The 25,683-nt window shown below is 60.4% G+C and carries 25 protein-coding genes; 16 read left to right on the plus strand and 9 right to left on the minus strand.

The window, feature by feature from the left end:
* The first annotated feature begins 128 nt into the window (after positions 1 to 128).
* The 7 genes from AC3WKX_RS19705 (at position 129) to AC3WKX_RS19735 (ending at position 4,341) form a co-directional block, all read left to right on the plus strand.
* A complete protein-coding gene (locus tag AC3WKX_RS19705; protein ID WP_003219636.1) occupies positions 129 to 800 on the plus strand; it encodes a Bax inhibitor-1/YccA family protein in 672 nt (223 codons plus the stop codon).
* 89 nt (positions 801 to 889) lie between these two features.
* Positions 890 to 1,282: a sulfurtransferase complex subunit TusD gene (gene tusD / locus AC3WKX_RS19710; protein ID WP_003219632.1), complete on the plus strand. Its 393-nt coding sequence runs from the start codon at positions 890 to 892 to the stop codon at positions 1,280 to 1,282.
* Position 1,283: 1 nt separating this feature from the next.
* Positions 1,284 to 1,634 (plus strand): sulfurtransferase complex subunit TusC, encoded by a 351-nt coding sequence (gene tusC, locus AC3WKX_RS19715; protein ID WP_087693046.1) that lies wholly within the window; start codon positions 1,284 to 1,286, stop codon positions 1,632 to 1,634.
* Complete coding sequence (gene tusB, locus AC3WKX_RS19720; RefSeq protein ID WP_003219628.1) at positions 1,634 to 1,927, plus strand: sulfurtransferase complex subunit TusB; 294 nt, start codon at positions 1,634 to 1,636, stop codon at positions 1,925 to 1,927. The genes tusC and tusB overlap by 1 nt, the downstream gene beginning before the upstream one ends.
* On the plus strand, positions 1,924 to 2,259 hold the full coding sequence (locus tag AC3WKX_RS19725) for a TusE/DsrC/DsvC family sulfur relay protein (protein ID WP_008431552.1): 336 nt from the start codon (positions 1,924 to 1,926) through the stop codon (positions 2,257 to 2,259). The genes tusB and AC3WKX_RS19725 overlap by 4 nt, the downstream gene beginning before the upstream one ends.
* Complete coding sequence (locus AC3WKX_RS19730; protein WP_102604529.1) at positions 2,256 to 3,257, plus strand: glycosyl transferase family protein; 1,002 nt, start codon at positions 2,256 to 2,258, stop codon at positions 3,255 to 3,257. Before AC3WKX_RS19725 ends, AC3WKX_RS19730 begins: the two co-directional genes overlap by 4 nt.
* An 88-nt stretch (positions 3,258 to 3,345) precedes the next feature.
* Entirely contained in the window at positions 3,346 to 4,341 is a 996-nt protein-coding gene (locus AC3WKX_RS19735) for a glutathione S-transferase family protein (RefSeq protein ID WP_102604530.1), read from the plus strand.
* Between the two features lie 163 nt (positions 4,342 to 4,504).
* Here AC3WKX_RS19735 and cysG read toward each other — a convergent pair whose 3' ends face one another.
* The 6 genes from cysG to ftsK are packed head-to-tail and all read right to left on the minus strand — an operon-like array spanning position 4,505 to position 12,010.
* Entirely contained in the window at positions 4,505 to 5,899 is a 1,395-nt protein-coding gene (gene cysG / locus AC3WKX_RS19740) for a siroheme synthase CysG (protein ID WP_102604531.1), read from the minus strand.
* Positions 5,900 to 7,180, minus strand: a complete 1,281-nt coding sequence (gene serS / locus AC3WKX_RS19745) for a serine--tRNA ligase (protein WP_003219618.1) — start codon at positions 7,178 to 7,180, stop codon at positions 5,900 to 5,902.
* Between the two features lie 16 nt (positions 7,181 to 7,196).
* On the minus strand, positions 7,197 to 7,571 hold the full coding sequence (gene crcB / locus AC3WKX_RS19750) for a fluoride efflux transporter CrcB (protein WP_008431560.1): 375 nt from the start codon (positions 7,569 to 7,571) through the stop codon (positions 7,197 to 7,199).
* On the minus strand, positions 7,571 to 8,893 hold the full coding sequence (locus AC3WKX_RS19755; RefSeq protein WP_003219616.1) for a replication-associated recombination protein A: 1,323 nt from the start codon (positions 8,891 to 8,893) through the stop codon (positions 7,571 to 7,573). Before AC3WKX_RS19755 ends, crcB begins: the two co-directional genes overlap by 1 nt.
* Before the next feature lie 27 nt (positions 8,894 to 8,920).
* Complete coding sequence (gene lolA, locus AC3WKX_RS19760; RefSeq protein WP_003219615.1) at positions 8,921 to 9,544, minus strand: outer membrane lipoprotein periplasmic chaperone LolA; 624 nt, start codon at positions 9,542 to 9,544, stop codon at positions 8,921 to 8,923.
* Between the two features lie 57 nt (positions 9,545 to 9,601).
* A complete protein-coding gene (ftsK, locus tag AC3WKX_RS19765) occupies positions 9,602 to 12,010 on the minus strand; it encodes a DNA translocase FtsK (protein WP_003219614.1) in 2,409 nt (802 codons plus the stop codon).
* Between the two features lie 487 nt (positions 12,011 to 12,497).
* Here ftsK and aat point away from each other — a divergent pair, with 487 nt between their 5' ends.
* The 3 genes from aat (at position 12,498) to infA (ending at position 14,260) form a co-directional block, all read left to right on the plus strand.
* Positions 12,498 to 13,178, plus strand: coding sequence for a leucyl/phenylalanyl-tRNA--protein transferase (gene aat, locus AC3WKX_RS19770; protein WP_003219611.1), 681 nt, complete (start codon positions 12,498 to 12,500; stop codon positions 13,176 to 13,178).
* A 55-nt stretch (positions 13,179 to 13,233) separates the two neighbouring features.
* Positions 13,234 to 13,941, plus strand: a complete 708-nt coding sequence (locus AC3WKX_RS19775; RefSeq protein WP_003219609.1) for an arginyltransferase — start codon at positions 13,234 to 13,236, stop codon at positions 13,939 to 13,941.
* Between the two features lie 100 nt (positions 13,942 to 14,041).
* A complete protein-coding gene (infA, locus tag AC3WKX_RS19780) occupies positions 14,042 to 14,260 on the plus strand; it encodes a translation initiation factor IF-1 (protein ID WP_002553999.1) in 219 nt (72 codons plus the stop codon).
* A gap of 236 nt (positions 14,261 to 14,496) precedes the next feature.
* Here infA and clpA read toward each other — a convergent pair whose 3' ends face one another.
* Together clpA and clpS are read right to left on the minus strand one after the other, a co-directional pair.
* Positions 14,497 to 16,767, minus strand: coding sequence for an ATP-dependent Clp protease ATP-binding subunit ClpA (gene clpA / locus AC3WKX_RS19785; RefSeq protein ID WP_003219606.1), 2,271 nt, complete (start codon positions 16,765 to 16,767; stop codon positions 14,497 to 14,499).
* A 29-nt stretch (positions 16,768 to 16,796) separates the two neighbouring features.
* Positions 16,797 to 17,165, minus strand: a complete 369-nt coding sequence (clpS, locus tag AC3WKX_RS19790; RefSeq protein WP_003219604.1) for an ATP-dependent Clp protease adapter ClpS — start codon at positions 17,163 to 17,165, stop codon at positions 16,797 to 16,799.
* Between the two features lie 224 nt (positions 17,166 to 17,389).
* On the opposite strand from clpS, the gene cspD reads away from it, so the two are divergent.
* Complete coding sequence (cspD, locus tag AC3WKX_RS19795) at positions 17,390 to 17,650, plus strand: cold shock domain-containing protein CspD (RefSeq protein WP_166742174.1); 261 nt, start codon at positions 17,390 to 17,392, stop codon at positions 17,648 to 17,650.
* Between the two features lie 69 nt (positions 17,651 to 17,719).
* Here cspD and icd read toward each other — a convergent pair whose 3' ends face one another.
* Entirely contained in the window at positions 17,720 to 18,976 is a 1,257-nt protein-coding gene (gene icd / locus AC3WKX_RS19800; protein WP_003219599.1) for an NADP-dependent isocitrate dehydrogenase, read from the minus strand.
* A 494-nt stretch (positions 18,977 to 19,470) separates the two neighbouring features.
* On the opposite strand from icd, the gene AC3WKX_RS19805 reads away from it, so the two are divergent.
* The 5 genes from AC3WKX_RS19805 (at position 19,471) to purB (ending at position 25,670) form a co-directional block, all read left to right on the plus strand.
* Positions 19,471 to 21,696 carry an NADP-dependent isocitrate dehydrogenase gene (locus tag AC3WKX_RS19805; protein ID WP_008431567.1) on the plus strand — a complete coding sequence of 742 codons (2,226 nt, stop codon included), beginning with the start codon at positions 19,471 to 19,473 and terminating at the stop codon, positions 21,694 to 21,696.
* A 228-nt stretch (positions 21,697 to 21,924) separates the two neighbouring features.
* A complete protein-coding gene (locus AC3WKX_RS19810) occupies positions 21,925 to 22,371 on the plus strand; it encodes an NUDIX hydrolase (RefSeq protein ID WP_102604534.1) in 447 nt (148 codons plus the stop codon).
* 59 nt (positions 22,372 to 22,430) lie between these two features.
* Positions 22,431 to 23,555, plus strand: a complete 1,125-nt coding sequence (gene mnmA, locus AC3WKX_RS19815) for a tRNA 2-thiouridine(34) synthase MnmA (RefSeq protein WP_003219588.1) — start codon at positions 22,431 to 22,433, stop codon at positions 23,553 to 23,555.
* Positions 23,552 to 24,175, plus strand: a complete 624-nt coding sequence (gene hflD / locus AC3WKX_RS19820; protein WP_003219586.1) for a high frequency lysogenization protein HflD — start codon at positions 23,552 to 23,554, stop codon at positions 24,173 to 24,175. The genes mnmA and hflD overlap by 4 nt, the downstream gene beginning before the upstream one ends.
* A gap of 124 nt (positions 24,176 to 24,299) precedes the next feature.
* Entirely contained in the window at positions 24,300 to 25,670 is a 1,371-nt protein-coding gene (purB, locus tag AC3WKX_RS19825) for an adenylosuccinate lyase (RefSeq protein ID WP_003219584.1), read from the plus strand.
* The last annotated feature ends 13 nt before the right edge of the window (positions 25,671 to 25,683 follow it).

The raw sequence follows: 25,683 nt of genomic DNA on the forward strand, positions 1-25,683 counted from the left end.
CTCATCCTGCCTCAGCGGGCGCCATAATACCCGAATGAAACACACTGTCAAACTCTCGCCATAGCTTGTTACAGAGCGTCTGTTATGATCCTTGCGACTGAATGTTTCAAAACTGAAGGAGTGTCGCCATGCGCGAACAAAATTACGCAGTGAATGGAAACGCGCAGGCTGAGCAGCTAGAAGTTAGCCGCGTCCTGCGCAATACGTACGGCTTGCTCGCTCTCACCCTCGCGTTCAGCGGCGTGATGGCCTTCGTAGCCCAGCAAATGCGCGTCGGCTACCCGAATATCTTCGTCGTGCTGATCGGCTTCTACGGTCTGTTCTTCCTGACCAACAAGCTGCGCGACTCGGCCTGGGGCCTGGTGTCGGCGTTTGCCCTGACCGGTTTCATGGGCTTTATCCTCGGCCCGATCCTTAACCGCTACCTCGGCATGGCCGGCGGCGCGGAAGTGGTCAGCTCGGCATTTGCCATGACTGCCCTGGTATTTGGCGGCCTGTCGGCTTACGTGCTGATCTCCCGCAAGGACATGAGCTTCCTGGGTGGTTTCATCACCGCCGGTTTCTTCGTGTTGCTGGCTGCGGTACTGGCAGGCATGTTCTTCCAGATCAGCGGCCTGCAACTGGCGATCAGCGCAGGTTTCGTGCTGTTCTCCTCGGCCTGCATCCTGTTCCAGACCAGCGCAATCATCCAGGGTGGCGAGCGTAACTACATCATGGCCACCATCAGCCTGTATGTATCGATCTACAACCTGTTTATCAGCCTGTTGCAGATCTTCGGCATCATGGGCCGCGACGACTGATCGCAGCTGCATGCAAAAAGCCCGCTTCGGCGGGCTTTTTGTTGCCTGCGGCTTTATCATTGCCACAGGTTTTGCCTTCAGAGTGTTCCATGAAGTTCGCGATTGCGCTTTTTTCCGCCGCCCATGCGCCCTCCTCGCGCCGTGCCTTGCTGTTCGCCCAGGCGGCGCTGGCGGGTGGACATGAGATTGTGCGGCTGTTTTTTTATCAGGATGGCGTCTACAGCGCGTCCACTAACATTGTTGCGCCGCAGGATGAGCAGGATATCGCCCGTCAGTGGCGCGAGTTTGTCAGCGAGCATCAGCTCGATGGCGTGGTGTGCATCGCCGCGGCCCTGCGCCGTGGCGTGCTGAATGCCGAAGAGGCCACCCGTTATCAGCGCAGCGCGGTGAACCTGGACGCGCCTTGGGCATTGTCCGGGCTTGGGCAGTTGCATGACGCCGCCCAGTCCGCTGACCGCTTGATCTGCTTCGGAGGGCCGTGACATGTCGAAATCCTTGCTGGTGATCAGCCGACAGGCGCCGTGGTCCGGCCCCAGCGCCCGTGAAGCGCTGGATATCGTATTGGCTGGCGGCGCGTTTGATTTGCCGATTGGCCTGTTGTTTCTGGATGACGGCGTGTTTCAACTGGCCGCGAGCCAGGACGCCAGGGCCGTGCAACAGAAAGACCTGAGCGCCAACCTCCAGGCCCTGGAATTATTTGGCGTCGAAGAGGTGTTTGCCTGCAGCCATAGCCTCGCCGTGCGCGGGCTGGCCACCTCCGGCAACGCACAGCCGCTGAGCAGTGAACAAATTTCACAGATGATTGACCGTTACGACCAGGTGATTACCCTCTGATGTCGACCTTGCATGTGGTATCCCACTCGCCTTTTACCGACAGCCGGCTGGACAGCTGCCTGCGCCTCTGTGGCACCCAGGATGCGATCCTGCTGTGCGGCGACGGCGCCTACGCCCTGCAACCCGCCAGCGCGCCTTGCCAGGCCCTGCAGGCCAGGGGCGTGAAAGTGTTTGTACTGGCCGAAGACAGCCAGGCGCGTAACCTCGCCGTGCCTGAATGGGCCGGCAGTGTCGATTACCCGGCGTTCGTCCAGCTGTCGATCGACTATGACAAGGTCAACACCTGGCTATGAACACTTTGACCGTAGGTGAACGCACCCTCGAACTGGACAAGGACGGCTACCTCGTCGACCTGACCGAGTGGTCCAGCGACGTGGCCAACGCCCTCGCCACTACCGAAGCGCTGGAGCTGACCCCGGAACACTGGGAAATCCTCGAACTGCTGCGCGGCTTTTATACCGAATTCCAGCTGTCGCCCGCCACCCGCCCGCTGATCAAGTACACCGCCTTGAAGCTGGGCCCGGAAAAGGGCAACAGCCTGCACCTCAACCGACTGTTCAAAGGCACTCCCGCCAAACTCGCCGCCAAGTTGGCGGGCCTGCCCAGGCCGACGAATTGCTTATGACTGATTTTGCCCCGTTGATCACTGAAACCCCTGCTGAGCACCCGTTCGCGCCGTTCGTGCGCATCCTCGGCAAAGGCAAGCGCGGCGCCCGCAACCTCACCCGTGAGGAAGCCCGGGAAGCCATGGGCATGTTGCTGGACGAGAAGGTCGAAGACACCCAGCTCGGCGCCTTCCTCATGCTGCTGCGGCACAAGGAAGAAAGCCCGGAAGAACTCGCAGGCTTCACCGAAGCCGTGCGCGAGCGCCTGAATGCACCGTCGCTCAATGTGGATGTCGACTGGCCGACCTACGCCGGTAAAAAACGCCACCTGCCGTGGTACCTGCTGGCAGCCAAGTGCCTGGCACAGAACGGCGTGCGTATCCTGATGCACGGCGGCGGCGCGCATACGGCAGGCCGGCTCTACACCGAGCAGTTGCTGGATGGCTTGCAGATTCCGTTGTGCCGCAATTGGCAACAGGTGGAAGCGGCCCTTGAACAGGGCAACCTGGCGTTTATTCCCCTGGGGGACTGGGCGCCGCAACTGCAGCGCATGATCGACCTGCGCAACACCCTGGGCCTGCGCTCGCCGATCCATTCACTGGCGCGCATCCTCAACCCGTTGAGCGCCCGCTGCGGCCTGCAAAGCATCTTCCACCCGGGCTACCAGGGCGTACACCGCGATGCCAGCGGCCTGCTTGGCGACAACACCATTGTGGTCAAGGGCGACGGCGGCGAGATCGAGATCAACCCGGACACCATCAGCCACCTGTACGGCACTACCGGCGGCGAGAGCTGGGATGAAGAGTGGCCCGCCCTCTCCGCCCAGCGTCACGTCAAGCCTGCCGCCCTGGAGCCCGAGCACCTCAAGGCGTTATGGCGCGGCGACGTGCAGGACAGCTACCCGCAACTGGCACTGATCGCCACCATGGCCCTGGCCTTGCGCGGCCTCGGCCACCCGCGGGAACAGGCGTTCGAACTGGCCCAGCAGTACTGGGATGCCCGGGACAAATCGATTTAGTCGATCATTAACCCCCAGCCTTTGCGCTTTTTGTTCGAACTCAGACCTTTAGACTGCACTCCAACGCTTATTAGCCAAGGAGTCAGTCATGGGTTTGCTGATCGAAGGACGCTGGCATGACCAGTGGTACGAAAGTAGCGCAGACGGCGTCTTCCAACGGGAGCAGGCGCAACGCCGCAACTGGGTGACCGCCGATGGTGAACCCGGCCCGACCGGCGAAGGCGGTTTCGCGGCTGAAGCCGGTCGCTACCATCTGTACGTATCCCTCGCCTGCCCCTGGGCGCACCGCACATTGATCCTGCGCAAGCTCAAAGGCCTGGAGAGCTTGATCGATGTATCCGTGGTCAGCTGGCTGATGCTGGAAAATGGCTGGACCTTCGACAAGGCTCATGGCTCCAGCGGCGACAAGCTTGACGACTTCGCCTTCATGCATCAACGCTACACCGCCGACACCGCCAACTACACCGGGCGGGTCACAGTGCCGGTGTTGTGGGACAAGAAGCTCAAGCGGATTGTCAGCAATGAGTCGGCGGAGATTATTCGCATGTTCAACAGTGCGTTTAATGAACTGACCGGCAATCAACTGGATTTCTATCCCGAAGCCCAGCGCTCGACCATTGATGCACTGAACGATCGAATCTATCCCGCCGTGAACAACGGTGTGTACCGCGCAGGCTTTGCCACGTCACAAAAGGCTTATGAGGCCGCATTTGATGATGTGTTTGCCGAACTGGATCACCTTGAGCAGCACTTGGGTGAGCATCGTTACCTGGCGGGAGAATACCTGACTGAAGCCGATGTAAGGCTTTTCACCACGGCGATTCGGTTTGATGCGGTGTACTACAGCCACTTCAAATGCAACCTGCGGCGAATTGCGGATTATCCGAACCTGTCGAACTGGCTAAGGGAGTTGTATCAGTGGCCGGGGATTGCCGAGACGGTGGATTTTGCTCACATCAAGGGGCATTACTACGCCAGTCACCGCACGATTAATCCGACGGGGATTGTGCCGAAGGGACCGTTGCAGACGTTTGAGGCGGAGCATGACCGCGCGAGACTGAGCGGAAAAGGCATCTTGAGCTGACAAACCCTGTGGCGAGGGAGCTTGCTCCCGCTGGGCTGCGCAGCGGCCCCAAAATCCTGGGAGCGCTTCGCACTCCAGCGGGAGCAAGCTCCCTCGCCACAGCAAGCTCCCTCCCCACAGCAAGCTCCCTCGCCACAGAGACGGTCTCGCCACAGGAGACGTGTCAGACTTGCGACTGAGCGCCTTCAAACCACTTCAGCTTCTCACGCAACTGCACCACTTCTCCCACAATCACCAGTGTCGGCGCATGAACCTCATGTTCCGCCACCATGCGTGGCAGGTCAGCCAGGGTGCCGGTAAACACCCGCTGGTTGGACGTGGTGCCCTGCTGGATCAACGCCGCCGGCGTATCCGCCGAACGACCATGCTTGATCAGCTGTTCGCAGATGATCGGCAACCCGATCAAGCCCATGTAGAACACCAGGGTCTGCGAAGGGCCCACCAGGTCACTCCACGGCAGGTCCGAAGTCCCGTCCTTCAAGTGCCCGGTAATGAAGCGAACCGATTGCGCATAGTCGCGGTGGGTCAGCGGAATACCGGCATACGCCGCGCAACCACTGGCCGCGGTAATACCCGGCACCACCTGGAACGGGATGCCATGGGCCGCCAATTCTTCGATCTCTTCACCGCCACGCCCAAAGATGAACGGATCGCCACCCTTGAGCCGCAGCACGCGCTTGCCTTGCCTGGCCAGGTCCACCAGTTGCTGGTTGATCTGGTCCTGCGGCACCGCATGGTCTGCGCGCCGCTTGCCGACATACACCCGCTCGGCATCGCGACGGCACAATTCAAGAATCGCCGGCGCCACCAGGCGGTCGTACAGCACCACGTCGGCCTGTTGCATCAAGCGCAAGGCGCGGAACGTCAGCAGGTCCGGATCACCCGGGCCTGCGCCCACCAGGTAGACTTCGCCCGGTGCGTGGGGCAGCGCGCCGTTGATTTTCTCCACCAGCAGACGCTCGGCTTCATCGCCCTGCCCGGCCAGTTGCCGATCAGCAATCGGGCCCTGGAAGACATCTTCCCAGAACGCGCGACGTTGCTGCACATCCGGGAACAAGCCTTTGACCTGGCTGCGAAACCGCGCCGCCAGCCCGGCCAACTGGCCGTAAGTCGACGGAATCCAGGTTTCCAGCTTGGCGCGGATCAGCCGTGCCAGCACCGGCGCATCGCCGCCGCTGGACACTGCGATCACCAACGGCGAACGGTCGACAATCGCCGGGAAGATCACGCTGCACAAGGCCGGCGCATCCACCACATTGACCGGTACGCAACGACGCCGGGCATCGCTGGACACTTGCGCGTTCAGCGGCTCGTCGTCGGTCGCCGCGATGATCAGGGTGCAACCGTCGAGGTCGGCCTCCTGATAACCACGCAAAATCAGTTCACCGCCACTGCCCTGCACCAGTTCACGCAACTGGTCTTCAATCTGGGGAGCAACCACCCGCAACAACGCGCCGGCGTCGGCCAGCAGCCGGGATTTGCGCAAGGCAATCTCCCCGCCACCGACGACCAACACACGACTGCCGCGCAGGTTATGAAACAGCGGCAGAAATTCCATTTAGCCGATGACCTCAACGCCCGCCATGTACGGCTTGAGCACTTCAGGCACGCGGATCGAACCGTCAGCCTGCTGGTAGTTTTCCAGCACGGCCACCAGGGTACGGCCTACTGCCAGGCCCGAACCGTTGAGGGTGTGGACCAGCTCGGGCTTGCCGGTTTCCGGGTTACGGAAACGCGCCTGCATGCGACGGGCCTGGAAATCACCGCAGTTGGAGCACGACGAAATCTCGCGGTATTTGTCCTGGCTCGGCACCCACACTTCCAGGTCGTAAGTCTTCACGGCGCTGAAACCCATGTCGCCGGTGCACAGGGCCAGAACGCGGTACGGCAGCTCCAGCAGTTGCAGGACGCGTTCGGCGTTGGCGGTCAGGCCTTCCAGCGCTTCCATGGAAGTCGACGGCTCGACAACCTGCACCATCTCGACCTTGTCGAACTGGTGCTGGCGAATCATGCCGCGGGTGTCGCGGCCCGATGCACCGGCTTCGCTGCGAAAGCATGGCGAGTGGGCGACAAACTTGATCGGCAGTTGCTTGGCGTCGAGGATTTCCCCGGCCACGATATTGGTCAGCGACACTTCGGCGGTCGGGATCAGGTACAAGTCGGCTTCGCCATCGCGGCTGATCTTGAACAGGTCTTCCTCGAATTTCGGCAGCTGGCTTGTGCCCATCAGCGCCGGAGCCTGGACCAGGTACGGGGTGTAAGCCTCTTCGTAGCCGTGCTCGCCGGTGTGCAGGTTGATCATGAACTGCGCCAGGGCGCGGTGCATGCGTGCAATCGGGCCACGCAGCAAGGCAAAGCGCGCACCGGACATTTTGGCCGCTGTCTCGAAGTCCAGGCCACCGGTCAATTCGCCCAGGGCGACGTGGTCCTTGATCTCGAAATCGAAGGCTTTTGGCGTGCCCCAGCGACGGACTTCGACGTTGCCGTCTTCGTCTTCGCCGATTGGCACGGATTCGTGCGGCAGGTTCGGGATGCCCAGCAGGATCGAGTCCAGTTCGGTCTGGATAACGTCCAGCTCGACTTTGCCGGAAGCCAACTCGCCAGCCATACGCTCGACGTCCGCCATCAACGGCGCGATGTCTTCGCCGCGCTGCTTGGCCTGACCGATGGATTTGGAACGCGCATTACGCTCAGCCTGCAGTGCTTCGGTGCGGGTCTGGACGGTCTTGCGCTGTTCTTCCAGCGCTTCGATGCGCGCAACATCCAAGGCAAAGCCACGGGATGCCAGGCGGTCCGCTACGTCCTGAAGGTTGCTACGTAACAGTTTGGAATCGAGCATGTCGGTCTCTCGTTTATCAAAGTTTGGTCAAGGACAGGCCAGCCCAAGTGGCGAGCAGCCCGCCGAACACGCTGATGGCCAGGTACCCGAAGGCGACCGGTGCCTGCCCGCTTTCCAGCAGGCGTAGCGTGTCCAGTGAAAAGGATGAAAAGGTCGTCAGACCGCCTACAAAACCGACAATCAAGCCGGCACGAATCTCAATCGGCACTTCCGGGCGAAGCAGAAACCACCCGTACAACAAGCCGATGATCAAACAGCCCACCAGGTTGACCGCCAGGGTCGCCGCATAAAAATGCTTCGGCCAATTGGCGCTGACCCAGGTGCTGGTGGCGAAACGCAATAATGTACCAGCGATGCCGGCTACGGACACGGCAAGAATCGTTCTGAGCACTACTTTCTCCGCTGTTTCGGACTGAGCCGGTCAAGTTGGGCAAGGTGATTGAGCTTTTCGCCGATCTTCAGCTCCAGGCCGCGGGGCACCGGCTGGTAAAACGGCTGCGGCTCAAGGTCATCCGGGAAGTAATCTTCGCCAGCCGCATAGGCGTCCGGCTCATCGTGGGCGTAGCGGTATTCATCGCCGTAGCCGAGTTGCTTCATCAGCTTGGTCGGCGCATTGCGCAAGTGCAGCGGCACTTCCAGGGAACCATGCTCGGCGGCAGCACGCAGGGCGGACTTGAAGCCCATGTACACCGCGTTGCTCTTCGGTGCGCAGGCCAGATAGGTGATGGCCTGGGCCACCGCCAACTCGCCTTCCGGGCTGCCCAGGCGTTCCTGCACTTCCCAGGCGGCCAGGCACAGGCTCAGCGCACGCGGGTCGGCATTGCCAATATCTTCGCTGGCCATGCGCACCACGCGCCGGGCCAGGTACAGCGGGTCGCAACCGCCGTCGATCATCCGCGCAAACCAGTACAGCGCGCCGTCGGGGTTTGAGCCGCGCACAGACTTGTGCAGCGCGGAAATCTGGTCGTAGAACGCTTCGCCGCCCTTGTCGAAACGCCGGCGGGTGTCGCCCAACAGGCTCTGCAGCAAGTCGACGCCGATTTCGCTGCCATCCTCGGCCAGGTCGGAAGCGTTTTCCAGCAGATTGAGAAAACGTCGACCGTCGCCATCCGCAGCAGTCAGCAGGATCTTGAAGCCTTCCTCACTGACACTCAACTGGCGCTTGCCCAGGCCCTTGTCTTCGTTAAGCGCACGCTGCAAGAGCTTCTGCATCGCGGCTTCATCGAGGCTCTTGAGCACATAGACACGCGCCCGGGACAGCAAGGCATTGTTCAGTTCAAAAGACGGGTTTTCGGTGGTGGCACCAATAAAGATCAGCGTGCCGTCTTCGACATACGGCAAGAACGCATCCTGCTGCGACTTGTTGAAGCGATGCACTTCGTCGACGAACAGGATGGTGCGCTTGCCGTACTGCCCGGCCTGCTGCTTGGCGACTTCCACCGCCTGGCGGATCTCCTTGACCCCGGCCAGCACCGCCGAGACCGTCTCGAAGTGTGCATCCGAGACTTTTGCCAGGAGCCGCGCCAGGGTGGTTTTACCCACGCCCGGCGGCCCCCAGAAAATCATCGAGTGCAGCGCACCCTGCTCAAGGGCCTCGCGCAAAGGCTTGCCGCGGGCGAGCAGGTGTTCCTGCCCGACGTACTCGTCCAGGTTGGTCGAGCGCAGGCGCGCCGCCAGAGGCTGAGCAATCGGGTCACTTCGAAACAGGTCCATGGGCAGCGTTTGAAACCTCTGGGCAGTTTATTCCTGGATCACGTCGGCACCCTTCGGGATGTCGAACTTGAACTTGGATGCCGGTACCGGCTGGTTGGCCTTGACCCCGGAGAACAGGATATCGGTGCGCTGGCCGACGCTGTCAATCAGACGCATGTTGTTGATCACGCCGTTGCCAAACGACAGGGACAGCGTGTCAAAGAGCGTGTCCTTGGATTTCGGCTTAAGGGTGAATTCAATCACGTTGCTGGTCTGCTTGGAGGTAATGTCGAAGCTGTCGTTGATCTTCGACACATCGCCCGACAGCAACAGCGCTGGCGTCTGGTTCAGGCGCGGGTCGAGCTTCTTGATGGTCGCCTGCTCCAGGTCCGGGTCCCACAGGGTGACTTTTTGGCCGTCAGAGACGATGGTCTGCTCGGCCTTGCCTTCTGTGTGCCAGTAGAACAGCCCTGGACGCTGCACAGCCATCTCGCCGGCGGTTTCCTGCAACTGGGTGCCACCGGCATCCAGCGTGAGCTGGGAGAAGCGCGCGGTCAGGGTCTGGGATTTGTCCAACAGGTTTTTCAGGCTGGCGACGGAAGCCGGGTCAGCATGAGCCGAAACAGCAGTCAGGGCCAATGCAGGCAACAACAGCATGCGGATAAGACGCATGGGAGTCCTCTTAGATTCGGTTGCAAGGCGTGCCGCGTGTTGCCACGCGGCACGTAATCAGTCACGCATCTGCGCTGGCGCAATCACTTCGCGCGAGCCGTTGGTGTTCATCGAGGTGACCACGCCGGCCATTTCCATGGCTTCGATCATGCGGGCAGCGCGGTTGTAGCCAATCTTCAGCTTGCGCTGTACGGCGGAGATCGAGGCGCGGCGGCTTTCAAGCACGAACTGCACCGCTTCGTCGTAGAGCGCATCGGTCTCGGCATCATCGTCGCCACCGCCGCTGCCACCGTCGAAGCCGCTGCCGGCCTCTTCGACACCGGCGAGGATGTCGTCGTTGTATTCCGGGGCGCCACGCAGTTTCCAGGCTTCCACCACACGGTGCACCTCATCGTCGGAGACGAACGCGCCGTGGACACGGATCGGCAAACTGGTGCCCGGCGGCATGTAGAGCATGTCACCGTGGCCCAGCAGTTGCTCGGCGCCGCCCTGGTCGATGATGGTCCGGGAATCGATCTTGCTCGACACCTGGAACGCCATGCGGGTCGGGATGTTGGCCTTGATCAGGCCGGTGATCACGTCCACCGACGGACGCTGGGTCGCGAGGATCAAGTGGATCCCGGCGGCCCGCGCCTTCTGGGCGATACGGGCGATCAGCTCTTCGACCTTCTTGCCGACGATCATCATCATGTCGGCAAATTCGTCGACCACCACCACGATGGTCGGCAATTTGGTCAGCAGCGGCGCTTCGTCGTGGATGCTTTCGCGCTTGTACAACGGGTCGGTCAGCGGCGTGCCGGCGTCCTGGGCTTCCTTGACCTTGGCGTTGAAGCCCGACAGGTTACGCACGCCCATCTTCGCCATCAGCTTGTAGCGCCGTTCCATCTCGGCAACGCTCCAGCGCAGGGCGTTGGCCGCATCCTTCATGTCGGTCACCACCGGGCACAACAGGTGTGGAATGCCTTCGTAGATCGACAGCTCAAGCATTTTCGGGTCGATCATGATCAGCTTGGCGTCATCCGGGCCCGACTTGAACAGGATCGACAGGATCATCGCGTTCACACCCACCGACTTACCGGAACCGGTGGTACCGGCGACCAGCAAGTGGGGCATTTTCGCCAGGTCGGTGATCACCGGCTTGCCGCCGATGTCGTGGCCCAGGGCCAGGGTGACCGGCGACTTGAAGTTGTCGTACTCCGGGGTCGACAGCACTTCGGAGAAGCGCACGATCTGCCGGTCTTCGTTGGGAATCTCGATACCGACGGTGGTCTTGCCCGGAATCACTTCCACCACCCGCACGCTGGTCACGGCCAGCGAACGCGCCAGATCCTTGGCCAGGTTGGAAATGCGGCTGACCTTGACGCCGGCAGCCGGCTGGATTTCGTAGCGGGTAATCACCGGGCCCGGGTGGATCGAATCCACCGAGACTTCGACGCCGAATTCCTTGAGCTTGATTTCCAGCAGGTGGCCGACGGCCGCCAGGGACTCAGGGGAGTAATTGAGCTGTTTCTTTTCCGCAGGATCAAGAATCGAGATCGGCGGCAAGGTGCCTTCCACGGCGCTGTCGACAAACAACGGCGCCTGTTTCTCTTTCTGCACACGGTGGCTCGGCTCGGGGGCCTTCGGCGGCGCAGGGGCAATCACCGGCGGCACTTGCTTCTCGCGGTCCGACATGTGCTTGGTCAGGGCCTGCTCGCGTTCGATCAGGCGTTCCTTGACCTTGGCCTGCTCACGCCGGTCCGGCGTGCTCGGGGCTACCACCTCGTTGACGCGGGTATCCACCTCGCGCAGTTGCGCAACCATGCGTTTGCGGTCCACCCGGGCCGACCACCAGCGATTGGCCGCGCCCTGGAACAGTTCGAGCAGGTCGAGGGTGATCTTGCCGGTCACGTCCATGACCTTGAACCAGGACAGGTCGGTAAACACGGTGAGGCCGAACAGGAACAGCGCAATAAACATCAGGGTGCTGCCCTGGATGTTCAGGGTCCTGCGGGCCAGGTCGCCGAGGCTTTCGCCCAGAGCGCCGCCGGCACCGGCCGGCAGACCGGTAGGTGCATGGAAATGGATATGGGCCAGGGCCGCGCCGGACAACACCAGGAACACCAGGCCGATCAGGCGCCAGGAGAACAGCCAGCCGCTCCATTGCCACGGCTCGTGACGCTGGCGGAAGATCTGCCAGGTCTTGATGGCCAGCAGCAACGGGAAGATGTAAGCGAAGTAACCCAGCACCATGAACAGGATGTCGGCGCTGTAGGAGCCGGCCGGACCACCGAAGTTCTGCACGTCTTCGATCTTGCTGTTGTGGCTCCAGCCTGGATCGTCCTTGCCATAGGTGAGCAAGGCCATCATCAGGAACAGGCACAGCGCGCCGATGGCGATCAGTGCACCTTCCTTGAGTCGGTAGTGCAGGTGCTGGCGCCAGGCGGGCACGACTGCGGCTTTAGGTGTTGCGGCGGATTTCTTCAAAACGGGTCTTTTCCTGCGCCTTTAGCGCGTCCATCTGTTGAATGACTGCAAAACACTGCCCAATCCGGGCAGGTAAAAAATGAACGAGTGCCAGTGGAGCTACTTTTAACACCCTGCTACTGATTCATGAAACGGCGATAACGCCCCAATGGCCGCATTGTACGGGTTTGTGTGCGCGATGCCACGCACTTGGCCCTACGTTACACAGCATAGCCAATGTTCAATTTCATAACGTTCAATTTGAGCATGCATTGTCTTTACTGACAAAGGCTTATGAGCTGTTTTTGCCAATCCAGGCTAGCTTGCCGACCGACGTACGCGATTACGACCACGCCCCCGGCATAGAGTTGCAGAAACACCCGTTCATGCTTATCTGCATCGATCCCATGTTCGGGGTAGCCCCAGAGCGTTTCGTCGACAATAATCACAGCTCTTGCAACGGACAACATCGCCGTTACCGCCCTCCCCTTCCGTAAGCCTGGATGCCATGCTGACCTGGTTACAACGCAACACCCTGACCTTCCCACCGCTGGCCAAGGCCATGCGCGAACCCAATGGCCTGCTCGCGGCCGGTGGCGACCTGTCGGCCGACCGCCTGATCCAGGCCTACCGCCACGGCTGCTTTCCCTGGTTCTCGGAAGGCCAGCCCATCCTCTGGTGGTCGCCCGACCCACGCACCGTACTGTTCCCCGATGAGCTGCACGTTTCCCGCAGCCTCGGCAAATTGTTGCGCCAGCAGCGTTACACAGTGACCTTCGACCAGGACTTCGCTGCGGTCATCCAGGCGTGCGCGGCGCCGCGCAGTTATGCCGATGGCACCTGGATCACCGAAGCCATGCAGAACGCCTACCTGCAACTGCACCAGCGCGGTTATGCGCATTCGGTGGAGGTGTGGGACGCGGGCGAACTGGTGGGCGGCCTGTACGGCCTGGCGATGGGCCAGTTGTTTTTCGGCGAGTCCATGTTCAGTCGCGCCGACAACGCCTCGAAATACGGCTTTGCCACCCTGGTTCGGCAACTACAGGCCTGGGGCTTTGTGCTGATCGACTGCCAGATGCCCACCGATCACCTGCACAGCCTCGGCGCCCGCGCCATTCCCCGCAGCGACTTCGCCAACTACCTGCGCGACCATTTGGACCAAACCAGCTCTGCTCCGTGGGTTTCCTAGGCGACTTCCCCGCACCTGGCTTACACTTATTTCAAAGCTTATCCGAGGGTTGATCATGACCGAGCTGGCGCGTTTGAAGTTTTATGCCACTCAACCCCACTCATGCAGCTATCTGCCCGATGAGCAGGCCACCACGCTGTTCCTCGACCCCAGCCAGCCGATGGACGTGCATGTGTATGCCGATTTGTCGGAAATGGGCTTCCGGCGCAGCGGCGACCACCTTTACCGGCCGCACTGCCAGAACTGCAACGCCTGCGTACCGGCGCGCATCCCGGTGGCGCAGTTCCTGCCGGACCGCAACCAGAAACGCATCCTGAAGCGCAACGCCGACCTGACCGTCACCGCCACCAAACCCGGCTTCAGCGAAGAATATTTCGACCTTTACCAACGCTACATCGAACAGCGCCACGCCGACGGCGACATGTTCCCGCCCAGCCGCGACCAGTTTTCCACCTTCCTGGTGCGCGACCTGCCCTTCTCGCGCTTCTATGAGTTTCGGCTCGAGGGACGACTGGTGGCGGTCGCCGTGACCGACCTGCTGCCCAATGGCCTGTCGGCGGTCTACACCTTTTATGAGCCCGCCGAGGAACGGCGCAGCCTGGGACGCTTTGCGATCCTGTGGCAGATCGGTGAAGCCTTGCGCCTGGAATTGGAGGCGGTGTACCTCGGATACTGGATAAAAAACTGCAAAAAGATGAACTACAAGACCCAATATCGGCCCATTGAGCTGCTAATTAACCAAAGATGGGTCACGTTGAACTAGAACCTCTTGGCTTAAACACCCTTTTTCGGGCACAATGCACGCCGCTTTTGCCTGGCGCAGTTGCACCGGGCCATTCACTGGATACCGAGGGCTTTACTGCATGTCGAAAGAAGACAGCTTCGAAATGGAAGGCACTGTCGTCGACACCCTGCCCAACACCATGTTTCGTGTGGAGTTGGAAAATGGGCACGTCGTAACCGCGCATATCTCCGGCAAGATGCGCAAGAACTACATTCGTATTCTTACCGGTGACAAAGTGCGCGTCGAACTGACGCCCTATGACCTGAGCAAAGGGCGCATCACTTACCGCGCCCGTTAATCAAGTCAATACAAAACGCCCGGTTATGCCGGGCGTTTTTGTGTGCGCGCGATTTACCTGAAACCAGAAATCCCTTGTGGGAGCGGGCTTGCTCGCGAATGCAGCGTGTCAGCCACTGATTGTGTCGACTGGCACACCGCATTCGCGAGCAAGCCCGCTCCCACATTTGATCTCCATCGGGTTCAAGGCAGCAAAAAGGCGCCTCTCGGCGCCTTTTTGTTTTGTTGCGTCAGCTATCAGGCCATTTCAGCCGTGGTTTCGAAGTCGAAGGTCAGCTCGCCGTCCTTCAGATCGATATGCACCACGCCACCATGGTCTGCCAGTTCGCCAAACAGGATCTCTTCCGCCAGTGGGCGCTTGATCTTGTCCTGGATCAGGCGAGCCATTGGCCGAGCGCCCATTGCCGCGTCGTAGCCACCTTCCGCCAGCCAGTTGCGCGCCGCGTCCGAGACTTCCAGCTGCACGCGCTTGTCTTCCAACTGCGCCTGGAGCTCGGTGAGGAACTTGTCCACCACGCTTTTGATGACCTCATGGCTGAGGCGACCAAACTGGATGATGGTGTCCAGGCGGTTGCGGAATTCCGGCGTGAAACTCTTCTTGATCACTTCCATGGCGTCGGAAGAGTGATCCTGATGAGTAAAGCCAATGGAAGCCCGCGCGGCCGTTTCGGCACCGGCGTTGGTGGTCATGATCACGATCACGTTGCGGAAGTCCGCCTTGCGCCCGTTGTTGTCGGTCAGGGTGCCGTGGTCCATGACCTGCAACAGCAGGTTGAAGACTTCCGGGTGCGCCTTCTCGATTTCATCGAGCAGCAGTACGCAATGTGGCTGCTTGGTGATCGCCTCGGTCAACAGGCCGCCCTGGTCGAAGCCGACATAGCCCGGAGGCGCACCGATCAGGCGCGAGACGGTGTGACGCTCCATGTACTCGGACATGTCGAAACGCACCAGTTCGATCCCCATGGCCTTGGCCAATTGCCGCGCCGCTTCGGTCTTGCCGACGCCGGTAGGCCCGGCGAACAGGAACGAACCGACCGGCTTGTCCGGCGACTTGAGGCCAGCGCGGGACAGCTTGATCGCGGTGGACAGCGAGTCGATCGCCGCATCCTGACCAAACACGGTCAGCTTGAGGTCGCGCTCCAGGTTACGCAGCAGCTCCCGATCGGAGGTGTTGACGTGTTTTGGCGGAATCCGCGCGATCTTCGCCACGATATCCTCGACCTGAGGCACGTCGATGCGTTTCACACGCTTCTCTACCGGCTGCAGGCGCTGGTAGGCACCCGCCTCGTCGATCACGTCGATGGCCTTGTCCGGCATGTGCCGGTCATTGATGTAGCGCGATGCCAGCTCGGCGGCTGCACGCAGCGCCTCATCGGTGTACTCGATGCCATGGTGCGCTTCAAAGCGCCCCTTGAGCCCGCGCAGGATGCCAATGGTGTCTTCTACCGAAGGCTCGGACACATCCACTTTCTGGAAGCGGCGCGCCAGGGCGCGGTCTTTTTCGAAGATCCCGCGGAATTCCTGGAACGTGGTCGAACCGATGCAACGGATATCGCCCGAAGACAGCAGCGGCTTGAGCAGGTTCGACGCATCCATCACGCCACCGGAAGCCGCACCGGCACCGATGATGGTGTGGATTTCGTCAATGAACAGGATCGCCTGCGGGCGTTTTTTCAGCTCGCCGAGCAACGCCTTGAAGCGCTTCTCGAAATCGCCACGGTACTTGGTCCCGGCGAGCAATGCGCCCAGGTCAAGGGAGTAGACGACGCTGTTGGCAAGCAGGTCGGGCACCTGGTTATCAACAATGCGTTTGGCCAGGCCTTCGGCAATCGCGGTTTTACCCACGCCTGCCTCACCGACCAACAACGGGTTGTTCTTGCGGCGACGCGCCAGGATCTGCGCCACGCGCTCAACTTCCAGCTCACGCCCCACCAGCGGATCGATCCGCCCCTGGCGCGCCAGTTCGTTGAGGTTGCTGGCATAAGCGTCCAGCGGGTTGCTCGAAGAAGAAGACTCACCGCCCTCGTCATCCTGCATATCCTGCTCACCTTCCGAGTGATCGCCATGCCCCGGCACCTTGGAAATGCCATGGGCGATGTAGTTGACGACGTCAATACGGGCAACGCTTTGCTGCTTGAGCAGGAACACAGCCTGGCTTTCCTGCTCGCTGAAGATCGCCACGAGCACATTGGCCCCTGTGACTTCGCGCTTGCCGGAGCTCTGTACGTGGAAAACGGCACGCTGCAGTACCCGCTGGAAGCCCAGGGTTGGCTGGGTCTCGCGGTCCTCGTCATGAACGGGGATCAACGGCGTGGTGGAGTCGATAAACTCCTGCAGGTCATGCTTGAGTTTGTCGAGATTGGCACCACACGCACGCAGTACGGTGGCGGCAGCTTCGTTATCCAAAAGTGCCAGCAGCAGGTGTTCGACGGTCATGAATTCATGACGCTTCGAACGGGCCTCCTTGAAGGCAAGATTGAGGGTGACTTCGAGCTCGCGGTTTAACATAGCTTCACCTCATACCCAAGTGGTCGGAGTTAACCGTCCTTCTCGATTTCACAGAGTAGCGGATGCTGGCTTTCCCTGGCGTACTGGTTGACCTGCATGGCCTTTGTCTCGGCGATGTCGCGGGTAAACACTCCACATACTGCCCGTCCTTCTGTGTGAACGGCCAGCATTACCTTGGTCGCCAACTCGCGGTTCAGGTTAAAAAACACCTCGAGTACTTCGACGACGAAATCCATCGGTGTGTAGTCATCATTGAACAAAACCACCTTGTACATCGGCGGCGCCTGTAAAGCAGGCTTGGCCTCCTGGACAGCAATGCCTGCAGAACCGTCGTCGTCTTCTTGATGATCCGGGCGATCCTGATTGAATGTTAGTCGAATCTGGCTGATTGCATGCATGGAAAGAAAGGTTCGTCAGTGGTTCAAATACAGTGGTGGGGGCGACCTGTCAGAATTTCAACTCTGACCGACTGGTCGCCTTGACTATCGGCAAATCAGTGTTACAACCAATAGAACCCACAGTGGGTAAAAAAGGTCCGCGCAGTCAACCTTATTTATTCGGGTTAGGACGGATAAACTGGATGATACTCCAGTGATGGAGTCTGGTGCAGAGGGATATGGGCATGGCGAGCGGTAAGGTCAAGTGGTTCAACAATGCCAAGGGTTACGGCTTCATCAACGAAGACGACAAGACTGAAGACCTATTTGCGCATTACTCGGCTATCCAAATGGATGGCTACAAGACACTAAAGGCAGGGCAACCGGTTTCCTTCGACATCATTCAGGGACCCAAGGGCTTGCACGCAGTGAATATCAGCGCTCCAGTCAGCGCCACTACCCCCAAAGAGGGCGTCGCTCAAAAATCAAAAAGACAACTGGCCTGATCAGCCACTGAGCAAACGCTCTAAAAAAAACCGGCCCATAAGGCCGGTTTTTTACGCCTCTGTATCAGCTTACATATGCGAAATCAGCGCATCCCCGAACGCCGACGACGACAGCAACTTGGCGCCGTCCATCAAGCGGTGGAAGTCATAGGTCACGGTCTTGGCCGAAATTGCGCCGTTGGTGCCCTTGATGATCAGGTCGGCCGCTTCGGTCCAGCCCATGTGGCGCAACATCATTTCCGCCGACAGGATCAGCGAACCCGGGTTGACCTGGTCCTTGCCGGCATACTTCGGCGCAGTACCGTGGGTGGCTTCGAACATCGCCACGGTGTCGGACAGGTTGGCGCCCGGCGCAATACCGATACCGCCCACTTCCGCCGCCAGGGCGTCGGACAGATAGTCACCGTTAAGATTAAGGGTGGCGATCACGTCGTATTCGGCCGGGCGCAGCAGGATCTGCTGGAGCATGGCGTCGGCAATGGCGTCCTTGACCACCACATTCTTGCCGGTGCGCGGGTTCTTGAATTGCATCCACGGGCCGCCATCCAACAGGGTCGCACCGAACTCTTCGGCCGCCACTTCGTAGGCCCATTCCTTGAAGGCACCTTCGGTGAACTTCATGATGTTGCCTTTGTGCACAATGGTCAGCGAGTCGCGGTCGTTATCCACGACATACTGCAAGGCCTTGCGCGCCAGGCGCTTGGTGCCTTCCAGGGACACCGGCTTGATGCCGATCCCGCAGTTCTGGTCGAAACGGATCTTGGTGACGCCCATCTCTTCCTTCAGGAACTTGATGACCTTGATCGCTTCCGGGGAGCCGGCTTTCCACTCGATGCCGGCGTAAATATCCTCGGAGTTCTCGCGGAAGATGGTCATGTCCACATCGCCTGGCTTCTTGACCGGGCTTGGCACGCCTTCGAACCAGCGCACCGGGCGCAGGCACACATAAAGGTCGAGCTGTTGGCGCAGGGCAACGTTCAGCGAACGGATACCGCCACCGACTGGGGTGGTCAGCGGGCCCTTGATGGAAACCACGTAGTCCTTGACCGCATCCAGGGTTTCCTGGGGCAGCCAGGTGTCCTGGTCGTAAACCTGGGTGGCCTTTTCGCCGGCATACACCTCCATCCAGGAGATTTTGCGCTTGCCGCCATAAGCCTTGTTAACAGCTGCATCGACCACCTTGATCATCACCGGGCTGATGTCGACGCCAATACCGTCACCCTCGATGAAGGGGATGATCGGGTTGTCAGGAACATTGAGAGAATGGTCTGCATTGACGGTGATTTTGTCGCCGACTGCCGGAACCTGAATCTTCTTGTATCCCATGCTGAACTCCATCTATGGATTGAACATCTGGCTGCGTTCGAGCCTACTCCAGATAAATGAGGACTGAAACCTCAGGCCCTGCACATTTGCGTCGAAAACAGCACATTTAGCGGCCTACAAGCTTGAAAGCAAAGGGAAAAGCGCCAATCTTGAGCACATCATGCGACTTTAGGCGCAACCCGCTGCCTGCGACCTTTAGACCAATGGACGACACACCTTTTGTATGAAGGCTCGGCGTAAGCATAGCGACCTATGTATAATGCCGCCGCTGACCAAAGAGTCACGACGGCCGACCGCTCTAGACAGACGCCCTCCGCCAGAAAAGCCGAGCTACTACAGTAGCTCACCCGCTTGACGCTCGACTGATGCAACCCAACATCACCGCGAAGAAACTTCGACATTTCGCTCATGGATGACTTTGAACGAACGCGCTTTACCCGGCGCATCTCGAGTTTCTGCGCATGCTTTCAGCAAAGAAGAGAGTTAATCCGAATATGCCCACCCGCTCGAAGATCATCTACACCTTCACCGACGAAGCCCCAGCCCTCGCCACCTATTCACTGCTGCCTATCGTAGAGGCCTTCACCGCTTCCGCTGATATTGCCGTGGAAACCCGCGACATTTCCCTGGCCGCGCGCATCCTCGCAAGCTTCCCCGAGCAACTGGGCGCCAAGGCCGTGCCGGACCACCTCGCCGAACTGGGCGACCTGGCCGTTACCCCTGAAGCCAACATCATCAAGCTGCCGAACATCAGTGCCTCGACCCCTCAGCTGCAAGCTGCGATCAAGGAACTGCAGGCCCAGGGCTACGCCCTGCCGGACTACCCGGAAACCGTAACCACCGACGCGGAAAAAGAAACCCGTGCACGTTACGACAAGGTCAAGGGCAGCGCCGTGAACCCGGTACTGCGCGAAGGCAACTCCGACCGCCGCGCCCCGCTGTCGGTCAAGAACTACGCTCGCAAGCACCCGCACAAAATGGGCGCCTGGGCTGCCGACTCCAAGTCCCACGTTGCCCACATGAGCACCGGCGACTTCTACGGCAGCGAGAAAGCCGTTCAGATCGAAGGCGCTGATGCCGTCAAGATCGAACTGATCGCCAAGGACGGTACTGCTACCGTCCTGAAGGAAAAAACCAGCGTACAAGCTGGCGAGATCATCGACACCGCCGTGCTGAGCAAGAAAGCCCTGCGCAGCTTCATCGCCGCTGAAATCGAAGACGCCAAGAAACAAGGCGTGCTGCTGTCGGTTCACCTGAAAGCCACCATGATGAAGGTTTCCGACCCGATCATGTTCGGCCAGATCGTTGCCGAGTTCTATAAAGACGCGCTGGCCAAGCACGCTGTGGTGCTGGAGCAGATCGGCTTCAACCTGAACAACGGCATCGGCGACCTGTACGCTCGCATCAAGGCCCTGCCGGCCGATCAGCAAGCGCAGATCGAAGCCGACATCCAGGCGGTATACGCTGCTCGCCCTTCCCTGGCGATGGTCAACTCCGACAAAGGCATCACCAACCTGCACGTGCCGAGCGACGTCATCGTCGACGCATCGATGCCTGCCATGATCCGTGACTCCGGCAAGATGTGGGGCACCGACGGCCAGCTGCACGACACCAAGGCTGTGATCCCGGATCGCTGCTACGCCACTATCTACCAGGCAGTGATCGAAGACTGCAAGGCCAATGGCGCCTTCGACCCAACCACCATGGGCAGCGTGCCAAACGTTGGCCTGATGGCGAAAAAAGCCGAAGAGTACGGTTCCCACGACAAGACCTTCCAGATCAAGGCTGACGGCGTAGTCCGCGTCACCGACAGCAAGGGCAACCTGCTGATGGAACAGGCTGTTGAAGCCGGCGACATCTTCCGCATGTGCCAGACCAAAGACGCGCCGATCCAGGACTGGGTCAAACTGGCCGTCAACCGCGCCCGCGCCAGCAACACCCCGGCCATCTTCTGGCTGGACCCACAGCGCGCGCACGACGGCGTCGTGGTCGAGAAAGTTCAGGCTTACCTGAAAGACCACAACACCGAAGGCCTGGACATCCGCATCATGTCGCCGGTCGACGCGATGAAGTTCACCCTGGAGCGCACCCGCAAGGGCCTGGACACCATCTCGGTGACCGGCAACGTTCTGCGCGACTACCTGACCGACCTGTTCCCGATCATGGAACTGGGCACCAGCGCCAAGATGCTGTCGATCGTGCCGCTGATGAACGGTGGCGGCCTGTTCGAAACCGGCGCTGGCGGCTCGGCTCCGAAGCACGTGCAGCAACTGGTTGAAGAGAACTTCCTGCGCTGGGATTCCCTGGGCGAGTTCCTCGCCCTGGCCGCATCCCTCGAGCATTTGGGTGTGACGTACAACAACCCGAAAGCCCTGGTACTGTCCAAGACCCTGGACCAGGCCACCGGCCAGTTCCTCGACAACAACAAGTCGCCATCGCGCAAAGTCGGCAACATCGACAACCGCGGCAGCCACTTCTACCTGGCGCTGTACTGGGCTCAAGCCCTGGCGGCCCAGACCGAAGACACTGCATTGCAAGCGCAGTTTGGCGAACTGGCCAAGACCCTGACCGCGAATGAGGCAACCATCGTTGCCGAGCTCAACGCTGTCCAGGGCAAGCCAGTGGACATCGGTGGCTACTACGCACCGAACGCCGAGCTGACCAGCAAGGCCATGCGCCCAAGCGCCACCCTCAACGCGGCAATCGCTGCGCTGGTGTAAGGTTGTAAGGATGCAAAGAAGCCCCGGCCCTGTGCCGGGGTTTCTGTTTCTGGACATGGCGCTTTTATTGAAGAAACCCAATCAAAATGTGGGAGCGGGCTTGCTCGCGAATGCGGTGGATCAGTCAATACCTCTTTAACTGACACGCCGTATTCGCGAGCAAGCCCGCTCCCACACTGAATGCAATCGCGCCTGAAGACAGCGTTACACCTTGAATCGAGGCACTTTATGACCTGGCTACCTCACATCACCGTCGCCACCATCGTCGAAGACAACGGCCGCTTCCTGATGGTCGAAGAACTCAAGGGCGGCCGCGCCGTGCTCAACCAGCCCGCCGGCCACCTCGACCCGAACGAAACCCTGACCGAGGCCGCCGTGCGCGAAACCCTCGAAGAGACCGGCTGGGACGTCGAAGCCACCGGGATTGTCGGGATTTACCTGTACACCGCTCCCAGCAATGGCGTGACCTATCAGCGCGTATGCTTCATCGCCAAGGCCCTGCAACACCACCCGGACTACCCACTGGACGACGGTATTCTGCGCGCCCTCTGGCTGACCCGTGACGAATTGATGGCCCTGCGCGAAGACTGGCGCAGCGAGCTGATTATCCGCTGCATCGACGATTATCTGGCCGGCCAGCGCCACAGCCTCGAATTGATCCGCCCTTCTCTTTAGCCTTGCAGACGCGAGCCTGCTAGAATCGCGTCCTTTTTAAAGACTCCCGTTGAAATCCTATGCGTGATCCAGCCCCTTCTGACACACAAAAGAAGCGCGTCATCGTCGGTATGTCCGGCGGCGTGGATTCTTCCGTTTCCGCCGTTCTGCTCATGGAGCAGGGTTATGAGGTGGAAGGCCTGTTCATGAAGAACTGGGAAGAAGACGATGGAACGGAATATTGCACCGCCATGGACGACCTGGCGGATGCCCAGGCCGTCTGCGACAAAATCGGCATCAAGCTGCACACCGCCAACTTCGCCGCCGAGTACTGGGACAACGTGTTCGAGCACTTCCTGGCCGAATACAAGGCCGGCCGCACGCCGAACCCGGACATCCTGTGTAACCGCGAGATCAAGTTCAAGGCGTTCCTCGACTACGCGATGATCCTCGGTGCCGATCTGATTGCTACTGGCCACTACGTGCGCCGTCGCGACATCGATGGCCGCACCGAACTGCTCAAGGGCCTGGACGCCAACAAGGACCAGAGCTACTTCCTGCACGCCGTCGGCGGCGAACAGATCGCCAAGACACTGTTCCCGGTGGGCGAGCTGGAAAAGCCCGAAGTGCGCGCCATTGCCGAGAAACACGGCCTGGCCACCGCCAAGAAGAAGGATTCCACCGGGATCTGCTTTATCGGCGAGCGCCGTTTCAGCGACTTCCTCAAGCAGTACCTGCCGGCGCAACCGGGCGAGATCAAGACCACCGAAGGCGAGATCATCGGCCGTCACCACGGCTTGATGTACCACACCATCGGCCAGCGCCAGGGCCTGGGCATCGGCGGCTTGAAAGACGCCGGCGAAGAGCCGTGGTACGTGCTGGTCAAGGACCTGGAGCACAACGAGCTGATCGTGGGCCAGGGCAATGACCACCCATGGCTGTTCTCCCGCGCCCTGCTGGCCTCGGACATCTACTGGGTCAACCCGGTGGACCTCAGCAGCCCGCGCCGCCTCACGGCCAAAGTGCGCTATCGCCAGAGCGACCAGCCCTGCACCCTGGAAAAAACCGCCACCGGCTATCGCGCCACCTTCGACGACCCGCAGCGCGCCGTAACGCCCGGCCAATCGGTAGTGTTCTATGACGGAGAGATTTGCCTGGGGGGCGGTGTGATCGAAGTTGCCGAACCCTGGAGCAGCCAGGCATGAGCCCGACCCAGGAGCAACTGACGGCACTGGGCGGCGTATTTCTCGCCGCGGTGCTGGTGGACAAGATCGCCAAGACCGGCCAGGTCACCGAGGCAGGCCTGACCTGCATGCTCGGCAGCCTGCTGATCCGCGACCCGAAGGACACCCTGGAAGTGTACGGCGGCGACGACCTGGCCCTGCGCGAAGGTTATCGCGCACTGGTCGGTGCCCTCGAGCGCGACCCAAGCACCTTGCAGCGCGAGCCGCTGCGCTACGCCCTGTCGATGCTCGGCCTGGAGCGTCAATTGGCCAAGCGCGACGACCTGCTGGACACCATCGGCAAGCGCCTGCCGCAGATCCAGTCCCAGGTCGAGCATTTTGGCCCGGCCCACGAAAACGTGATCGCAGCCTGTGGCGCCCTGTACCAGGACACCCTAAGTACCTTGCGCCAGCGGATCCAGGTGCACGGCGATATGCGCAACCTGCAACAACCGAACAACGCCTCGAAAATCCGCGCCCTGCTGTTGGCCGGTATTCGTTCGGCGCGGTTATGGCGCCAATTGGGCGGTCATCGCTGGCAGTTGGTGGTCAGCCGACGCAAATTGCTGAAAGAGCTTTACCCGTTGATGCGCAACGAATAAGTCGCAGCAACCGATTTTTTTATAGCCCCACGCGTAATACGCCGGTCAGTTGGCAACGGACCGGCGGATTTTTTCATGTATGATACGCGCCCCATTTCGTTGCCCGACTGTCCGAGAACACCCCATGCAGCTTTCTTCGCTCACTGCGGTTTCCCCTGTTGACGGCCGCTACGCCGGCAAAACCCAGGCCCTGCGCCCTATTTTCAGCGAATACGGCTTGATCCGTGCTCGTGTTCTGGTTGAAGTGCGCTGGCTCCAGCGCCTGGCCGCTCACCCTGGCATCAGCGAAGTGCCGGCGTTCTCTGCCGAAGCCAACGCTGTGCTGAACGCCCTGGCGGAAAACTTCGCTCTGGAGCACGCCGAGCGTGTCAAAGAGATCGAGCGCACCACCAACCACGACGTTAAAGCCATCGAATACCTGCTCAAAGAGCAAGCGGCCAAGCTGCCGGAACTGGCCAAGGTCAGCGAGTTCATCCACTTTGCCTGCACCAGCGAGGACATCAACAACCTGTCCCACGCCCTGATGCTGCGCGAAGGCCGTGATGACGTGATGCTGCCACTGATGCGCCAGACTGCCGACGCCATCCGCGAACTGGCGATCCGTTTCGCCGACGTTCCGATGCTGTCGCGCACCCACGGCCAGCCGGCTTCGCCGACCACCCTGGGCAAAGAACTGGCCAACGTGGTGTATCGCCTGGAGCGCCAGATCGCTCAAGTCGCGGCCGTACCGCTGCTGGGCAAGATCAACGGCGCCGTAGGCAACTACAACGCCCACCTGTCGGCCTATCCTGAGATCGACTGGGAAGAAAACGCCCGCGCCTTCATCGAAGACGAACTGGGCCTGGGTTTCAACCCGTACACCACGCAAATCGAACCCCACGACTACATCGCCGAGCTGTTCGACGCGATTGCGCGCTTCAACACCATCCTGATCGACTTCGATCGCGATATCTGGGGCTACATCTCCCTGGGCTACTTCAAGCAGCGCACCATTGCCGGCGAAATCGGTTCATCGACCATGCCGCACAAGGTCAACCCGATCGACTTCGAAAACTCCGAAGGCAACCTCGGGATCGCCAACGCCCTGTTCCAGCACCTGGCCAGCAAGTTGCCAATCTCCCGCTGGCAGCGCGACCTGACCGACTCCACCGTACTGCGCAACCTCGGCGTGGGCTTCGCCCACAGCGTGATCGCGTACGAAGCCAGCCTCAAAGGCATCAGCAAACTGGAGCTCAACGAGCAGAAGATCGCCGCTGACCTGGACGCTTGCTGGGAAGTCCTGGCCGAGCCGATCCAGACCGTGATGCGCCGCTACAACATCGAAAACCCGTACGAGAAGCTCAAAGAGCTGACCCGCGGCAAGGGCATCACCTCCGAAGCGCTGCAAACTTTCATTGACGGCCTGGATATGCCAGCCGCCGCCAAAGCCGAGCTGAAACTGCTCACCCCGGCCAACTACATCGGCAACGCTGTGGCTCAAGCCAAACGCATCTGATAGAAGCTTGACC

The sequence above is a fragment of the Pseudomonas sp. GP01-A4 genome (assembly GCF_058780865.1).

Excerpts from the sequence above, each read along its gene's own strand:
- purB (WP_003219584.1), top strand. The coding sequence starts at position 24,300 with ATGCAGCTTTCTTCGCTCACTGCGGTTTCCCCTGTTGACGGCCGCTAC.
- AC3WKX_RS19805 (WP_008431567.1), top strand. The coding sequence starts at position 19,471 with ATGCCCACCCGCTCGAAGATCATCTACACCTTCACCGACGAAGCCCCA.
- serS (WP_003219618.1), bottom strand. The coding sequence starts at position 7,180 with ATGCTCGATTCCAAACTGTTACGTAGCAACCTTCAGGACGTAGCGGAC.
- cspD (WP_166742174.1), top strand. The coding sequence starts at position 17,390 with ATGGCGAGCGGTAAGGTCAAGTGGTTCAACAATGCCAAGGGTTACGGC.
- cysG (WP_102604531.1), bottom strand. The coding sequence starts at position 5,899 with ATGGAATTTCTGCCGCTGTTTCATAACCTGCGCGGCAGTCGTGTGTTG.
- clpS (WP_003219604.1), bottom strand. The coding sequence starts at position 17,165 with ATGCATGCAATCAGCCAGATTCGACTAACATTCAATCAGGATCGCCCG.
- clpA (WP_003219606.1), bottom strand. The coding sequence starts at position 16,767 with ATGTTAAACCGCGAGCTCGAAGTCACCCTCAATCTTGCCTTCAAGGAG.
- mnmA (WP_003219588.1), top strand. The coding sequence starts at position 22,431 with ATGCGTGATCCAGCCCCTTCTGACACACAAAAGAAGCGCGTCATCGTC.
- AC3WKX_RS19705 (WP_003219636.1), top strand. The coding sequence starts at position 129 with ATGCGCGAACAAAATTACGCAGTGAATGGAAACGCGCAGGCTGAGCAG.
- AC3WKX_RS19730 (WP_102604529.1), top strand. The coding sequence starts at position 2,256 with ATGACTGATTTTGCCCCGTTGATCACTGAAACCCCTGCTGAGCACCCG.
- tusD (WP_003219632.1), top strand. The coding sequence starts at position 890 with ATGAAGTTCGCGATTGCGCTTTTTTCCGCCGCCCATGCGCCCTCCTCG.
- tusB (WP_003219628.1), top strand. The coding sequence starts at position 1,634 with ATGTCGACCTTGCATGTGGTATCCCACTCGCCTTTTACCGACAGCCGG.
- tusC (WP_087693046.1), top strand. The coding sequence starts at position 1,284 with ATGTCGAAATCCTTGCTGGTGATCAGCCGACAGGCGCCGTGGTCCGGC.
- icd (WP_003219599.1), bottom strand. The coding sequence starts at position 18,976 with ATGGGATACAAGAAGATTCAGGTTCCGGCAGTCGGCGACAAAATCACC.
- lolA (WP_003219615.1), bottom strand. The coding sequence starts at position 9,544 with ATGCGTCTTATCCGCATGCTGTTGTTGCCTGCATTGGCCCTGACTGCT.
- AC3WKX_RS19735 (WP_102604530.1), top strand. The coding sequence starts at position 3,346 with ATGGGTTTGCTGATCGAAGGACGCTGGCATGACCAGTGGTACGAAAGT.
- AC3WKX_RS19810 (WP_102604534.1), top strand. The coding sequence starts at position 21,925 with ATGACCTGGCTACCTCACATCACCGTCGCCACCATCGTCGAAGACAAC.
- AC3WKX_RS19725 (WP_008431552.1), top strand. The coding sequence starts at position 1,924 with ATGAACACTTTGACCGTAGGTGAACGCACCCTCGAACTGGACAAGGAC.
- AC3WKX_RS19775 (WP_003219609.1), top strand. The coding sequence starts at position 13,234 with ATGACCGAGCTGGCGCGTTTGAAGTTTTATGCCACTCAACCCCACTCA.
- aat (WP_003219611.1), top strand. The coding sequence starts at position 12,498 with ATGCTGACCTGGTTACAACGCAACACCCTGACCTTCCCACCGCTGGCC.
- AC3WKX_RS19755 (WP_003219616.1), bottom strand. The coding sequence starts at position 8,893 with ATGGACCTGTTTCGAAGTGACCCGATTGCTCAGCCTCTGGCGGCGCGC.
- hflD (WP_003219586.1), top strand. The coding sequence starts at position 23,552 with ATGAGCCCGACCCAGGAGCAACTGACGGCACTGGGCGGCGTATTTCTC.
- infA (WP_002553999.1), top strand. The coding sequence starts at position 14,042 with ATGTCGAAAGAAGACAGCTTCGAAATGGAAGGCACTGTCGTCGACACC.